Annotated in this window: 12 protein-coding genes and 1 rRNA gene; 11 read left to right on the plus strand and 2 right to left on the minus strand. The window is 53.6% G+C overall.

All coding sequences use genetic code 11. The annotated features are described in order from the left end of the window. A 5S ribosomal RNA gene (gene rrf, locus HNR45_RS07415) occupies positions 1-81 on the plus strand; the annotation flags it as partial. A gap of 241 nt (positions 82-322) precedes the next feature. Here rrf and HNR45_RS01805 read toward each other — a convergent pair. Further along, positions 323-2,485: a TonB-dependent receptor plug domain-containing protein gene (locus HNR45_RS01805; protein ID WP_159823189.1), complete on the minus strand. Its 2,163-nt coding sequence runs from the start codon at positions 2,483-2,485 to the stop codon at positions 323-325. 300 nt (positions 2,486-2,785) lie between these two features. Here HNR45_RS01805 and HNR45_RS01810 point away from each other — a divergent pair, with 300 nt between their 5' ends. From HNR45_RS01810 to HNR45_RS01855, 10 genes are all read left to right on the plus strand, one after another. Continuing rightward, positions 2,786-3,208, plus strand: coding sequence for a DUF805 domain-containing protein (locus tag HNR45_RS01810; RefSeq protein WP_200841511.1), 423 nt, complete (start codon positions 2,786-2,788; stop codon positions 3,206-3,208). A gap of 359 nt (positions 3,209-3,567) precedes the next feature. Beyond that, positions 3,568-5,232 (plus strand): ribonuclease J, encoded by a 1,665-nt coding sequence (locus tag HNR45_RS01815; protein ID WP_159823205.1) that lies wholly within the window; start codon positions 3,568-3,570, stop codon positions 5,230-5,232. Further along, positions 5,232-6,203: a YybS family protein gene (locus HNR45_RS01820; protein WP_159823188.1), complete on the plus strand. Its 972-nt coding sequence runs from the start codon at positions 5,232-5,234 to the stop codon at positions 6,201-6,203. Before HNR45_RS01815 ends, HNR45_RS01820 begins: the two co-directional genes overlap by 1 nt. Continuing rightward, positions 6,190-8,199, plus strand: a complete 2,010-nt coding sequence (locus HNR45_RS01825) for a DHH family phosphoesterase (protein ID WP_159823187.1) — start codon at positions 6,190-6,192, stop codon at positions 8,197-8,199. The genes HNR45_RS01820 and HNR45_RS01825 overlap by 14 nt, the downstream gene beginning before the upstream one ends. Continuing rightward, positions 8,196-8,645, plus strand: a complete 450-nt coding sequence (gene rplI / locus HNR45_RS01830) for a 50S ribosomal protein L9 (protein ID WP_024048037.1) — start codon at positions 8,196-8,198, stop codon at positions 8,643-8,645. Before HNR45_RS01825 ends, rplI begins: the two co-directional genes overlap by 4 nt. 7 nt (positions 8,646-8,652) lie before the next feature. Next, positions 8,653-10,566 carry a Lon family ATP-dependent protease gene (gene lonC, locus HNR45_RS01835; protein WP_159823186.1) on the plus strand — a complete coding sequence of 638 codons (1,914 nt, stop codon included), beginning with the start codon at positions 8,653-8,655 and terminating at the stop codon, positions 10,564-10,566. After that, a complete protein-coding gene (gene dnaB, locus HNR45_RS01840) occupies positions 10,563-11,921 on the plus strand; it encodes a replicative DNA helicase (protein ID WP_024048035.1) in 1,359 nt (452 codons plus the stop codon). The genes lonC and dnaB overlap by 4 nt, the downstream gene beginning before the upstream one ends. Positions 11,922-11,924: 3 nt before the next feature. Beyond that, positions 11,925-12,680: a uracil-DNA glycosylase gene (locus HNR45_RS01845; RefSeq protein WP_159823185.1), complete on the plus strand. Its 756-nt coding sequence runs from the start codon at positions 11,925-11,927 to the stop codon at positions 12,678-12,680. 11 nt (positions 12,681-12,691) lie between these two features. Further along, complete coding sequence (locus HNR45_RS01850; protein ID WP_024048144.1) at positions 12,692-13,459, plus strand: DUF4931 domain-containing protein; 768 nt, start codon at positions 12,692-12,694, stop codon at positions 13,457-13,459. Continuing rightward, positions 13,460-14,164: a metallophosphoesterase gene (locus HNR45_RS01855; protein WP_159823184.1), complete on the plus strand. Its 705-nt coding sequence runs from the start codon at positions 13,460-13,462 to the stop codon at positions 14,162-14,164. It abuts the gene before it with no gap. 63 nt (positions 14,165-14,227) lie between these two features. Here the strand turns inward: HNR45_RS01855 and HNR45_RS07215 are convergent. After that, a partial coding sequence (locus tag HNR45_RS07215; RefSeq protein ID WP_221417789.1) for an ABC transporter permease occupies positions 14,228-14,907 on the minus strand: 680 nt, incomplete at its 5' end.

Genomic DNA, 14,907 nt, shown 5'->3' on the forward strand with positions numbered 1-14,907 from the left:
ATGCCGAACACAGTAGTTAAGCTCGTAAACGCCGAAAGTACTTGGCTGGAAACGGCCCGGGAGCATAGGTAGCTGCTGATTACGCCAAAGAGACCGTCGAAGTGACGGTCTCTTTTTTTATTGCAAGCAGATGGCATTAAAGAACTTCAAGTGACGCCCATATATCGCCTTGTAACCGGCGGCAAGGCATTGTCGGTAACGGCTGCATCAGATCAGCATGTGGCGAGAGTAGCGGAAGGCACTCGAATGCGAATTGGTTTCACCTGAAATGTGAAAAAGGGAAAGAAAAAAGAGGGCGATTGCCCTCTTTTTTTGAAAATGCTTAGAATCGATATTGCAAGGAGACTGTGTAGGTTCTTTCACGAGCGGCCTCGCCTGCGTAGAATTTTTTGTCGAACAGGTTGTAGATATCGCCTTGTAAGACGAGCCCTTCTTGGATTTCATAGTTGGCGGAAAGGCTGGTGACGAAGTACGAGTCTTCCGATTTGTACTCACCGGTATCGACATCGGGCGCTTGTCTTTCGCTGACATAGGTGTTATCCAAGAGCACTTGCCAGGGTTTGGCATCCCATTGCACGCCGAAATGAACGAGATGACGCGGGATATCGTAGTACCGATCGCCATCTACTTTGGCATCGGTCAGGGCGTAGTTGGCATAGGCCGACCAATTCTGGTTGAAGCGGTACTGCGTACCGAATTCGATGCCGCGGCGAACGAGATCGCTGCTACTATTGTAGTACGCACGAGGTTTTCCTTCCGGTGTCATAAGAGAGACGAGATCTTGCGTTTTGGCATGGAAGAGCGTCACATCCCAAGTCAGGTTTTGATCATGGTGTTTGTAACCGACTTCCCAAGTATTGGTCGTTTCCGGTTTTAAGTCCGGATTCGGGGAAATACGTGCGCTGTTGCGATATACTTGGTAAAGTATCGGCGGATTGAAAGAGTGGCCGTAGCTGATAAACGCGGAATTATTCTCATCGAAGCGATGTTCCACCGCTACTTTCGGGGACCATTCGCCATAACTTTCGGAAGCGAAGTTGTTATTTTGCCAAGTGCCTTTTTTCAAGACATTGTTGTAGCCGTTTTCTTTTTTGTAGCGGTCGTAACGCATGCCCAAGTAGAGATCGGTCGTATCCGCGACTTGCCATTTATCTTGGAGATAAAACGCATGCAAGATCCCGCGTCCGCCATTGTATTCATAGGGGCTGCGGCCGGTATCGCGAGCGATGTCCCGCCAGTGCTCCATGTCAAAACGGGTTTGCGCGAAGGATTCGCGATTGTAGTTGTAGCCGACCGTGAGCGTATGGTCTTTGAGGTCGATGTTTTTGTGAATATCGAAGTTATACGCCTTGCTCGGATAGTAGGAGAAGTCACCCCGTCCGTTCCATGCATTCAAAGTGTCCTTGTTGACGATGTCGGGGGCGCTTCCGGAAGAGCTGAAGCCGTCGTTGAAGCGATTGGTATATCCGAAATGCGCGAAGAGTTGATTCTTGCGATCGGCGAACTGCAGGCGATGGACGTCCATATCGCGGACACCGTAGTACCCGAGATAGTCATCCGGGTAAATCGTCAAAATTCTCTTATCGGGCAATTCCCAAACGCCGCTCCAAATAGGGTTGCCGTCTTCGTCGTGAGCATAGGTGAAGGGATTGCGGTAGTCGTAATTGTGCTTCGAGCGGGTGAAGGCGTAGTCTAAGCTACGATCTTCATCGAAATCATAGCCCAAGGAGAAGGACCATGTTTCCGTGTCATTCAATTTTTCGCCACGCGAGCCGATGATGTAGTAATCCCTTGCCGATTGCGCCAAGTTGACTTGGTGCGTCGGTGTGACCGGTTTTTTTGGATTTTGTTTTACTGCTCTTTTGTCGATGTAGTAGCCGACGTAGCCGTCCGTGGAGCGTTTTTCATAACCGATGCCCATGCGCCAGTTGTCTTTTCTGACCTTTGTGTTCAAACCGAAACGTTTCGTTTTATTGCTTCCGTAAGAAAGAATCGCATTACCGCTGAGTTCTTCCTGCGATTTCGCGGTGATGATGTTGATGACACCGCCGACGGCGCGACCGCCGTAAAGCGACGAGCCGGCGCCGCGGACAACTTCGATTTTTTCAATATCCGTGGTCGGTAAGACGGCCCAGTCGACGCTACCGTTCCAGCCGGAATTCAAGGGTTGTCCGTCAAGCATGATCAAGGTTTCAGTGGAACCGAAACCGCGTATCGTCATATCGGAAGACATGCCTCCGTCCGCGACCGGCGAACGATAGACACCGGTAGTACGCGCTAACGTATCGGCAAGGTTTTGGACCGGCCGTTTTTTCATTTCTTCCGCCGTGACGACATTGACAGATGCCGGCACATATTGTGTTTTTTCTTCAAGCCGCGTCGCGGTGACGATCACTTCCCCGAGATCGTACTGCGGTGCCGCATACGCGATGCTCGTTCCGGCAACCATCGCCAAGACGAGCGGAATGAGTTTCCTTTTTTCCATAAAGGCCTCCTCAGGAATAAATAATAAATGATAACAATTACATATAACCGCAAACCATATCGGTTACAATTAAATATAGTATACATTCTCGAAAAGATTTGGTCAAAGAAAGAAAAGAAAAAAGTAAAATATTTCTTATTGCAATATTTGTTGCTATGAATTTACCAAAAGATCCATACGATGAATCTCTTGGCGCGGAACTTCAGACCGTTCACGGATGGATTTAAGGTGGCAAAAAGATAAGCGTGATATAATAAACAAAATGAAATTTTACTTCAGCTCATAAGAGAGGGGATTCTAATGAATGAAATGAAACCAGCGCAAGTCGTGGAAGAAATGACGTTTAAGCGCGCCTTTGAACGTTGCGTACGAGAAAAATATGTGACTTTCAGCGGTCGCGCGTCGCGTTCGGAATATTGGAAGTTCATGCTGATTTATGTGGTTATTTTGTTCATTGCGCAGGCGTTGGATGCGGGCCTTTTTCCGCACACCGTAGACGAGACCGGAATGGGAGGAACGATCACGACGATCGTGACGATCCTGCTGTTTCTGCCGGGGCTTGGGGTGCACATTCGCCGTCTGCACGATGTCGGCAAAAGCGGTTGGTGGGTTTTGTTGCAGATTGTGCCGCTCATCGGTACGTTGGTGTTGCTTTATTTCTTGGTGAAACCGTCGGAAAAAGGTACGAACAAGTACGGTCCGCAGCCTTCGGAAACATTATAAAAGTCCGCTTTGGCGGGCTTTTTTGTTGGAAACAATACGACAAATGCGAAAAGAAAAAGTGACCGAATGAAATTTTACACGGATATTTTGCAAGTAAAAATATGGTCATGATTTTGGCATGGTACGGGAAATTTTTCATGCAAAGCAGCAAACAATCGGTAATACACGACTTTTTGCGCGTTGTATTTCACTCGTTTTTGACAAAGCGCTGCGGCGGGAAACGACCGTACAGCGCGGACGGTATCGATAAATTTATATGATATAATAAGAACAGGAGTTTGTGAGCGGACCGGACAATTTTGATTGTCCATAGTAAGATCAGCAAGAATGTTCGGGACATCTGTATATTAGGAGGTTTTATTTTGGCGAAAGAAAAACTGCAGATCATCCCCCTCGGAGGTTTAGGGGAGATCGGTAAAAACATGACGGTATTTCGTTATGGAGACGATATTGTGGTGCTGGATTCGGGTTTGGCATTTCCGGATAACGAAATGCTGGGGATTGATATTGTCATCCCGGATTTCAGCTATTTGATTGAAAATAAGGACAAAGTACGCGCGATTGTGATCACGCACGGGCACGAGGACCATATCGGCTCGCTTTCGTACCTGTTGAAGGAAGTTTCGGCGCCGGTTTACGCGACGCGCCTGACCTGCGGTTTGATCGAAGGCAAGTTGAAAGAAAATCGCGTGGGCAAGTACCAACTGAATGTCGTTAAATCCGGTGATGAAATCACGGCCGGTGTGTTTAAAGTAGGATTTTTCCATGTGAACCATTCCATTCCGGATTCCTGCGGGATTTATTTCCGCACGCCGGTGGGAACGGTGGTGCATAGCGGCGACTTTAAGATCGACTACACGCCGGTGGACGGCAAGATGATGGATTTCAAAAAAATTACGGAGCTCGGCAATCGCGGCGTGCTCGTGTATTGCGCGGACTCGACGAACGCGGAACGCGCCGGGCACACGCCTTCGGAAAAAACGGTTTCCGCGGCGCTGATGCGGGAGTTTGAGCAGGCGCGCGGCCGGATCATTTTAGCGACGTTTGCATCCAATGTGTCCCGTTTGCAGATGGCGATCGACGCGGCGGTGGCGAATCAACGCAAAGTAGCGGTGTTCGGTCGTTCCATGGTGAATGTCGTCGGGATCGCGCTCGAGATCGGGTACCTCACGGCGCCGAAAGGAACGATTATCGACAGCGATGAAATCAATCGCTATCGCGCGGATCAACTTTGCATTTTAACGACCGGCAGCCAGGGTGAACCGATGGCGGGCCTTTCGCGGATGGCGGACGGCGCGCATCGACAGATCCAAATCCATCCGAATGACACGGTCATTCTCTCGGCGTCGCCGATTCCGGGTAACGAAACGAGCGTCGGCCGCACGATTGATAAATTGGTGAAACTGGGCGCGCATGTGGTGCACGGTTCGGACAAGAAAGTTCACGTATCCGGCCACGGCTCGCAGGAAGAATTGAAGATGATGTTGTCGCTGATTCGCCCGCGCTTCTTTATTCCGATGCACGGGGAATACCGCATGCTGCATAAACACGCGGAAATCGCGGAAAGTTTGGGCGTGAAGCGCGATAATATTTTGATCGGTGAAAACGGACAGATATTTGAGTTCACCGGTCGCAAAGGCCGGCTCGCGGACAAAGTGCAGGCGGGCAAAGTGTATGTGGACGGCTTGGGCGTCGGCGATGTCGGCAATATCGTCATCCGCGATCGTCAGCAACTGTCGCAGGACGGCATGGTCATTGTGACCATGGTACTTGAAAAAGGATCCGCGCAAGTGCTTGCCGGACCGGATATCGTGTCCCGCGGCTTCATTTACATGCGTGACTCGGAAGCCTTGATCCGTGAAATGACACGGCGCGTCGATGCGGTTATCGAGCGCTGCGCGGACAATAATATCACGGAATGGAATGTGATTAAAACGCAGATCCGCGATACCTTGTCGCGTTACATCTTTGAAAAGACACGTCGGCGTCCGATGATTCTGCCGATTATTCAGGAGGTTCATTAATGCCGCAACGATCTACCCGCGCGCTTACGGAAGCGGGCCTGCTCGTCGGTCTCACGGTGGTGTTGTCGCTGGTGGGGACGTACGTACCGATCCTCTCGGCAGTAGCACTGTTGTTGTGGCCGGTACCGATCGCCTATTTGGGCGTTCGGTACGGCATGCGTTGGTCGCTGCTGGCAACGGTGGCGACTTTATTTATCTTGACGCTTTTCACGGGACCGGTGGTGGCGGCCGGCATCGGACTCACCTTCGGCTCGATGGCGTTGACGTTGGGCGAGGGATTTCGTCAGAAATGGTCGGCGGGCCGCATCTTAACGGTCGCGACGATTGTTTTTCTGCTCGGTTTCGGGGTTCAGTTCCTGCTGTCCTTTTACGTCATGGGCGTGAACGTTTTCGCGATGTACGAAGACACGATGCGCCAATCGACGGAACAGGCGTTCCGAACGCTGGAAGGCATGGGCTACAATTCGATTGACCTGGCCGAGGCGAAGTCGCAATACTTGGCGCAACAGGCGCAAATCCGTCAGGTGGCGCCGTTCATTGTGGTGTCGGCGGGATTGTTGCTGTCGTACCTTGACATCGTTATCGCCCGGGCGATTTTACGTCGTCTGCAGATCGATTTACCGGAATTTCCGCCGGTGGCGGAATGGGAAATGCCGCGGGCGGCGCTGTACTTGTATGTATTCGCGTTGTTGCTCGGCTGGTTCGGGCCGCAATATTTCCCGCAACTGCCGGTGGAAATAGCGATGAATATCCAAGTCGCGGCGATGTACCTGATTTGGTTACAGGGGATCGCGGTCGTTTTCTGGTGGGCCCGACGCCATCCGCGCTTGGCTTTCATGCGCTGGGTGATCGTGATCGGAAGCTTTATCATTCCGACATTTTTAGGATTTTTATTTTTAATCGGTTTAATTGACATGGGCATCAATTATCGTAAACGGAAAGGATATACTCCGACGAATGGAATATCGTAATTTCTGGTTCAAAAATCGCAGTGACCGCGCGTACGCGGCGATTGTGATCCTGCTCATTTTAGTGCTGGCCTGGTTCAATCCGATCGTGGCGGGCTTGTGTACTCTGGTCGCGTTTGGCGTGTACCTCGTTTTGCGCAAAACGGAGATCGAGCAGGAACGCGTGTGGCGGCATTACCTGAATGCGGTGTCCGCCTCGGTGACGGAAGCGTCTTTATATGCGACGCAGAATTTGCCGATCGGGATTGCGATTATTGATGAAAAAAGCATGCTCGTCTGGAGCAACTCGGTGTTTCGCGACTGGGTGCAGGAACTTAGCGAAGGTGATCGGCTGCAAAAGTTGTTACCGCAAACGCAGCTTGCCAAACTGTGGGGAAAATCGGGTTATTTTTCCACGCGGATCGGTGACAACTATTACCGCGTCATTTATAAATTCCTCGACCGCGTCAACGGGATCAATGCCGCAGAGAACGATAATCCCGGCGAAGCCTACATGGTGCTGTATTTTGACGATGTGACGGAGGCGGAACACAGCAAGCAGGAAAGCGTAGCGGCGTTGCCGGTTTTCTGCTATGTGCAGTTGGATAACCTGGGCGAGGTTTCGTCCGATTTGACGGAAGTACAGCGTTCGGCACTCTGGGCGGAAGTCAATACGATGGTGCTCGACGAATTCGGCAAGATCGACGGTTTTATCAAAAGTTACGAGCGCAATAACTACATTGCCTGCATCAGCCGCAAATCGCTGCAGCAATTGATTGACGATAACTTCAAAATTTTGGAAAAAGTCCGCTCGATTCACACGGTGAACCGGATTCCGGTGACGCTTTCGATCGGTTGCGCTTACGGGGAAGAATCCTTTGCCGAGCAGGAAGGGGAAGCGCGTTTGGCGCTCGATTTGGCGTTGGGCCGCGGCGGCGATCAGGTCGTCATCCGGGCGGACGGCGAAACGCAGACCTTCGGCGGTAGGAGTCAGGCCTTGGCGAAAAATACGCGCGTGCGCGCCCGCGTGGTGGCGCAGGCGATTCACGAACTGATCAGCCAGGCAGACATGGTGCTCGTCATGGGCCATGCCAGGGAAGATTACGATTCCCTCGGCGCGGCAGTGGGGGTGGCGTACATGGCGACCTCAGAAGGCGTGCCGGCGCATGTCGTCATCAGCGAAGATCAGGAAACGGTGGAAAAGCTGGTCGATCAGGTGCGGGCGACACCGGGCATGGAAGATTTGCTGATTTCGGAAGAGGCCGCGCAAGAATTGGTGACGCCGCAGACGGTACTCTTTGTAGTGGATACGCATAAACCGGAAATGACGGCGGCGCCGAGTTTGGTGGAAATGATTCAAAACCGCGTCGTCATTGATCACCATCGACGCAGCAATACTTTTATTCCCGATCCGCTGCTCGTCTATCTCGAACCCTCCAGCTCTTCGACATGTGAACTTGTCACCGAGCTTTTACAGTACTATTCCGATACGATCGAATTGAACGAGACACAAGCCTCGGCGTTGTACGCCGGTATCGTCGTCGATACGAAGAACTTCGCCGTGCAGACCGGCATTCGCACGTTCGACGCGGCCAGTTATTTGCGCCGCAGCGGCGCCGCGACGGAACTCGTCCGCGATCTGTTCGCGCTCGATTTCGAGACCGTTTTGACGCGGGCGGACGTGCTGACGCGCGCCGAAAAAATTGATGGCGACATCGTGTGCGCGACCATTCCCGACGATGCGGAAAACGCGCAGATTCTCGCGGGACAAGTGGCCGATATGATGATCAATATTGAAAATATACATACGAGTATCGCCATTTACTATAATGGCGAAGGCTACAGCGCATCCGTGCGTTCCGACGGTGAAATTAATGTTCAGCGCGTGATGGAAGAACTCGGCGGCGGCGGTCATCAGACGGTGGCCGGCGGACAGTTCGCGCCGGAAGAAACGCCGGAAGAAATCAAAAATAAAATTGTCGCGCAGATTCGCGCGCAAAAAGAGGAGAATGCGAAATGAAAGTGATCTTATTACAGGACGTCAAAAAAGTCGGTAAAAAAGGGGAAATCATCGAAGTCGCCGACGGCTACGGCCGCAACTACCTGATGCGCCGCGGTCTGGCGTTGGAAGGCACGCCGGAAAACTTGAACAACGCACGCCAGAAAAACGCCGCGCAGGAACATAAAGATCAGGTCGCAGAGGACGAAGCCAAAGTTCTCGCGGCGCAATTAAAAAAAGTAACGGTCGAAGTGCCGTTGAAACTCGGCGCCGACGGACGCGCGTTCAGCTCCGTCACCGCGCAGACGATCAGTGAAGCGCTCGCGGCCAAACATGAACTTACCGTAGATAAAAAGAAAATCGAATTGAAAGAACCGATTCGCACCGTGGGGCGTTTTCCCGTCGCCATCCGGATCCATCCGAAGATGACCGCGGAAATCCAGGTGCATGTAGTTCCGGAGGAATAATTAGACAATGAAAGATATCTGGCGGCGGTTGTGGAGTCGTAATTCGCAGACCGGCGCCGAGAGCGAAGCGGAATTCGGACGGCAAATCGCCGTCCTTTCGGGCGTGTATTCGGGCCTCATCGGCACGGAACGTTTTTTGCTGGCGGGCAGCCATTATAACGCGCTTTCCTACCTGCACGCGGAAGATCCGAAAAAACGGCTGGCGGGTTTGGCGCGCATCGTGCTGGAAGATCCGGATATTCCCGTGCCCGGTGAAGAACAGTCGCAGGCGCTGCTGGAGCGAACGGAAAATCGCATCAGCGATCTCTTGGCGCGGCAGGCGGTCGAAGAGCGGCTGGAACAAAAAATTAATGATGCGCTGGAAGAAAAACATCAGGAATATGTCAATGATTTGCGCCTGGAACTTTTAAATGAAGAGACGGGCGATTTTGAAACGCCGCAATCCCGTGAAAAGTTGGCGCAGCTGGACAAACTGGACCACATTCGTCTGACGGATACGATCGCCGCCCAAGTGCGACCGCAAACCTTGGCGGATATTGTCGGGCAAAAAGACGCGTTGGAAGCCTTGCTCGCGAAACTCGCAACGAAGTATCCGCAGCACCTGCTTTTATACGGACCGCCGGGCGTCGGCAAGACGACGGCGGCGCGCGTCGTGTTGGAGGCGGCGAAGCAATTTGACTTCACGCCGTTTCAAAAAGACGCGCCGTTTGTGGAAACGGACGGTACGACGTTGCGTTGGGATAATCGCGATATGACGAACCCGCTGATCGGTTCCGTGCATGATCCGATTTATCAAGGAGCGCAACGCGATCTCGCCGATAAGGGGATTCCCGAACCGAAACCGGGTCTGGTGACCAAGGCGCACGGCGGCGTTTTATTTATCGATGAAATCGGGGAAATGGATCCGCTGCTGCTCAATAAGCTTCTGAAGGTACTCGAAGATAAACGGGTGTATTTCGAGTCGTCGTACTACGATGAAAACGATCCGCAGGTGGCGGCGTATATTAAAAAATTATTCCGCGACGGCGCGCCGGCCGACTTTATTTTGATCGGCGCGACAACGCGCGCTCCGGAAGAGATCAATCCGGCGATCCGTTCGCGTTGCGCGGAGGTCTTTTTCGCGCCGTTGGCGACGGATGATGTCGCGCGAATCGTCACGGACGCGGCGCAAAAACTCGGCGTGGCATTGGAGGGCGGTGTCGCGGCGGCGATTGCCGAGTACACCGGCGAAGGACGCAAAGCGGTGCAGTTGCTGGCGGACGCGTACGGTTTGGCGATGTACCATGCGGGACGCGCCGACGGCTTGACCGTCACCTTGCAGGATTTACGGCGGGTGGCGCAGGCGGCGCATCTCGTGCCGCAACGTCATGATCAGGCCTCGTCGCAGCCGCGGGTCGGACATATTTTCGGCCTGGGCGTGGCGGGTTATGTCGGTTCGGTGATTGAAGTGGAAGCCGTCGCTTTTCCCGCGCGCATTCCCGGCAAAGGTGAATTGCGTTTCAATGATACGGCGGGCTCGATGGCGAAAGACTCCGTATTTAACGCTTCGGCGGCGGTACGTCGCGTCGCGGGCGCGGATACGCGTGAATATGATTTGCATGTGAATGTGATCGGCGGCGGTCAAATTGACGGACCTTCGGCGGGCGTAGCAGTGACCTGCGCGCTACTTTCGGCGATTACGGGAATCCCGTTGCGGCAGGATATCGCCGTCACGGGAGAAGTCGCGCTGAACGGCGCGATCAAACCGATCGGCGGCGTGCACGCGAAAGCGTACGGCGCCAAACAGGCCGGCATGAAAAAAATGCTCATTCCGGATGAAAATCGGGATGATATCGGCACGGAGTACGCGGGATTGCCGATTGTCCGCGTCAAAACAATCGAAGACGCGTGGCGGGAAATGACCGCGGGAGGTAAGGCATGATCGAACGGATTCCACCGCAAAATGTGGATGCGGAACTGTCCGTCTTAGGCGCGGCGGTGACCAATAAAGAAGCGGCGATCAAAGCGACCGACGTACTGCAGGCGGCCGATTTTTATCGGGAAGCCAACGCGGTCGTTTTTGAAGCGATCAATAATCTGATTTTTCACAACCAAAATGTCGACGTCTTGACGGTGACGGAAGAACTGCGCCGCATGGGGCAACTGGATAATGTCGGCGGCGTCAGCTATGTGACGGATTTACCGAACCATCTCGTTTCCTCTCTCGACGTGGAACGGCACGCGCAGATCGTGCTGGAAAAAGCGCGTTTGCGCCGCCTGATTCTCGCCGCGGATACGATCGCGGGAGAAGCGTACGCCGGCGAAGGCGAAGTGACGGATATCGTTGATGCCGCCGAACGGCGTATTTTGGAAGTGGCGAAAGATGAACGTCGTCAGGAGATGACGGCGATCGGTGAGATCGTCCAGGGACAGTTGGACGATATCGCCAATAAATACACGAATAAAAGCGGAATTACCGGTTTACCGACCGGATTTTCCGGTTTCGATAATATTACGAGCGGGCTGCAGCCGTCCGATCTGATTTTGGTGGCGGCGCGTCCGTCCATGGGTAAAACGGCGCTGACGCTTAACATCGCGCAGCACGTGGCGCTGAAAGAACACAAAAATGTGGCGTTCTTTTCCTTGGAAATGTCGCAGGAACAGCTGGGCTTGCGCATGATTTGCTCGACCGCACTCGTCGATTCGCAAAAATTGCGGACCGGCCGCATCACTTCGCAGGATGAATGGTCGCGTATTATGCAGGCGGCGACGGCTTTATACGACGCGCCGCTGTTCATCGATGATACGCCGGGGATTACGGTCGCGGAAATGCGTTCCAAGGCGCGACGCTTGCAGGCGGAAAAAGGACTCGATTTAATCATCGTCGATTACTTGCAATTGATGCAGGGCAGTCAGGGTCGTCGACAAGCGGAAAATCGGCAGCAGGAAATTTCCGAAATTTCCCGCTCGCTGAAAAGCTTGGCGCGTGAACTCAAAGTGCCGGTGATCGCACTTTCGCAGTTAAGCCGCAGCGTCGAATCGCGCCAAGTGAAACGCCCGATGCTTTCCGATTTACGCGAATCCGGTTCATTGGAGCAGGACGCGGATATCGTCGCGTTTCTCTATCGGGAAGGTTACTACCAGCAGGAAATTGAAGATTCCAGTAAAAATATCACGGAAGTCATCATCGCCAAACACAGAAACGGCGCCACGGGCACGATTCAGTTGTACTTCCACGGTCAGTGGACGCGTTTTGTCGATATGACGAACCGCAACGACGAGGCGGAGGCGCAGTAATTCATGACGGACGGGACGAGCGAGATCGATTGGTGGCAGGATACCGCGCCGACAAACCGGCAGACCTTGCCGGACAGCGCGGAGCCGTTTACGGAACGTTGGTACGAAACGGCGCAACATTGCCGCCATTGCCGTCTCGGCGCGGAACCGAACCGTGGTCCGACCGGCGCGACCGGTCCGATTGACGCGCCGTTGATGCTGGTCGGCGAGGGGCCGGGCGGCGTGGAAGACGCGTACGGCGTGCCGTTGGTCGGCCCGAGCGGGCAACTTTTAGATCGCGCACTTTGGTCGGTCGGCATTACGCGCGACCGCGTGTATGTGACGAATATCGTCAAGTGTCGGCCGCGCAACAATCGTACGCCGCAGGCCGCGGAGGCGGATATTTGCGCCACGCGCTGGCTCTGTCGCGAAATCGCGCTGGTAAAGCCGCACGCGATCGTCGCTTTGGGAAAGGTCGCGCTGCGTTTTTTCGCCGGTCGTGAATTGGGTATCGTACGTTCGCGCGGCCAATGGTTGCAGTGGATGCTGCCGGGCACAGATGAAATCTATCCCGTCATGCCGACGTTTCATCCCGCGTACCTGTTGCGTTTGACGGGGCCGGCGGAAAAGGAAGCGAAGTGGCAGGTATACTACGACTTACTGGCGGCCAAAGAAAAAGCGGCGGCCGCCGTTCCTACATATCGCTGGCAAGCGGCGACGCCGCCGGATCTCAAAGCTCTGTTTGATGAGAGACGTCAGGAACGCGCGCAGAGGCGCTGAAGGAGGTTATTGTGCAAGAACCGATTTTATTTAATCCGCGCGTGGCCGCGCAGAAACCGCGCAGTGTTTTGCATGATCCCTGTCCGTTTTGCGCCCGCGAGCATTTAACCGATATCCTCGCGCAAAAAGACGAGATGATTTGGCTCGTCAACAAATATCCCGTCATGGAAAAGACCTGGCAGACCGTGTTGATCGAAACGGCGAAACATGACAGTGATATCGCGACATACGCGCCGGAAGAATGGGAAAATATTTTACGCTTCAGCATGGAAAAATGGCGTGAAACGATTGCGCGCCGCAGATTCCGCTCCGTGATTTATTACCGCAACTTCGGTCCGACTTCGGGCGGTTCCATTCGGCATCCGCATTCGCAAATTATCGGTTGCGAATCGTTTGACTACATGCAAAATGTGCGCTTGGATCAGCTTGACGGCGAAGTTTTGCATGAAACGAACGGCGTGCGCGTGACGCTGTCGGATCATCCTATCTGCGGGTTGCGTGAATTTAATGTACGGCTGAAAGATCCGGAACAACTGGATGAATTCGCCGACAGCATTCAAAAACTTGTGAAGGTGATCGTCGATCCGAACGGCTGGGGATATGCCAGCTATAATTTGTTTTTCTACGCGGCCGACTATGAATATTGTAAAATTATCGCGCGCGGCGTGACGAGTCCGCTCTTTTTGGGCTACATGCTCACGCAAGCGCCCGATGCGAAGGCGCGGCAAGCGATCCGCGAGGAACTTATGCCGCTTTGGACGGCGACAAGGAGACGATAGATGCGATTTTGGGCATTAAGTGATTTGCACCTGTCGGGCGATCCGCCGCAAAAGCCGATGGATGTATTCGGCGATCGCTGGCGGAATCATCGGCAGAAAGTGGAAACAAATTGGCGTGCGCAAGTGGCGCCGGAAGATACGGTGTTGATTGGCGGCGATGTTTCGTGGGCGATGAAGCTCGAAGAAGCCGCTCCCGATTTGGATTTTATTCGGGCGCTGCCGGGACGTAAAATCATTTTGCGGGGCAATCATGATTATTGGTGGGCGGGACTTGCGAAAATGCAACGCGCGACCGATCATGAATTGCTTTTTTTACACAATAACTTTATCCCGCTGACTGACGCGGTGGCTATCGCCGGCACACGCGGCTGGATCGCGCCGGGAGATACGCAGTGGCAGGCGGAAGACGAAGTCGTTTGGGCGCGCGAATTGCAACGCCTGGAACGTTCGTTGACGTTGGCGCGGGAGGCCGGTTTTACCAAGCTGCTCGTGGCCACGCATTACCCGCCGTTCAATGAAGCGCGCGAACCGACCGAGATGGCGGACATCGCGAAGCGATACGGAGCGCTCGGATATATTTACGGACATATCCATGACGAGCAAAATTTCCGCTATTTACCGCGGGAAATCCACGGCATGCCTCTTTATCTCACGAGCGCGGATTACTTGCAATTTCACCCTTTGGAAATTCCTTTGCCGATGTGAAAAAAGCGACAAAGAAAAAAGACGAAATCGAAATGATTTCGTCTTTTTGATTGCGCGGATTGCTTACAGTTTTGAAAGCGTATCTTTACGCGCCAAAAGCCATGCGGGAATTAATGAAGCCAGCAAGCCGATGGCCATGGTACCCAGCGCGATCAACAGCGGCTCTTTCAGGAAGGTCAGCGGCAAAGCGATCGCCGTATTCGTCGCCATCAGCGAACGGACGCCGAGATAGCCGGCGTAACCGAGAACGTAGCCGAGAATTCCGCCGAGGACCATAATCAAACCGTTTTGCCAGAGCGTCACGGTCAAAAGTTCCGAGCGTTTGGCGCCCAGTACGCGCAAAATCGCGCGTTCCGGTAAACGCTGCAGACCGGAGAGGTAGAGCGTAGAAAGAACGACTAACAGAGCGGCGGCGATGAAGAAGGCGCCGATGTACCACCACATTTTTTCGCCTTGGCCCATCAGGGAGAAAAGTTGAATAATGACCTGCGCCGGAAAGACCAGTTGCGCGTCGTTGCGCTGTTGGAACTCCATGGCGAGTTTCAACGCCTGACCGTAGCCTTGCGGCTGAATCAATACGGCCGTCACCTGTCCCGCGGTCGCGGCGTGCTCGCCGTCGTTCACGGCTTGCGCGGCGGGCTTACCCGCAGCTTCGTGCTCATGCTCATGTTCTTCTTCGTGAACGGCAGCTTCGTGCTCATGCTCATGTTCTTCTTCGTGAACGGCAGCTTCGTGCTCATGCT

The sequence above is a fragment of the Negativicoccus succinicivorans genome (assembly GCF_014207605.1).
Taxonomy (GTDB): domain Bacteria; phylum Bacillota; class Negativicutes; order Veillonellales; family Negativicoccaceae; genus Negativicoccus; species Negativicoccus succinicivorans.

Coding starts and splice junctions, on each gene's coding strand:
- HNR45_RS01845 (WP_159823185.1), top strand. CDS start 11,925: ATGACGGACGGGACGAGCGAGATCGATTGGTGGCAGGATACCGCGCCG.
- HNR45_RS01805 (WP_159823189.1), bottom strand. CDS start 2,485: ATGGAAAAAAGGAAACTCATTCCGCTCGTCTTGGCGATGGTTGCCGGA.
- HNR45_RS01810 (WP_200841511.1), top strand. CDS start 2,786: ATGAATGAAATGAAACCAGCGCAAGTCGTGGAAGAAATGACGTTTAAG.
- dnaB (WP_024048035.1), top strand. CDS start 10,563: ATGATCGAACGGATTCCACCGCAAAATGTGGATGCGGAACTGTCCGTC.
- HNR45_RS01820 (WP_159823188.1), top strand. CDS start 5,232: ATGCCGCAACGATCTACCCGCGCGCTTACGGAAGCGGGCCTGCTCGTC.
- HNR45_RS01855 (WP_159823184.1), top strand. CDS start 13,460: ATGCGATTTTGGGCATTAAGTGATTTGCACCTGTCGGGCGATCCGCCG.
- rplI (WP_024048037.1), top strand. CDS start 8,196: ATGAAAGTGATCTTATTACAGGACGTCAAAAAAGTCGGTAAAAAAGGG.
- HNR45_RS01825 (WP_159823187.1), top strand. CDS start 6,190: ATGGAATATCGTAATTTCTGGTTCAAAAATCGCAGTGACCGCGCGTAC.
- lonC (WP_159823186.1), top strand. CDS start 8,653: ATGAAAGATATCTGGCGGCGGTTGTGGAGTCGTAATTCGCAGACCGGC.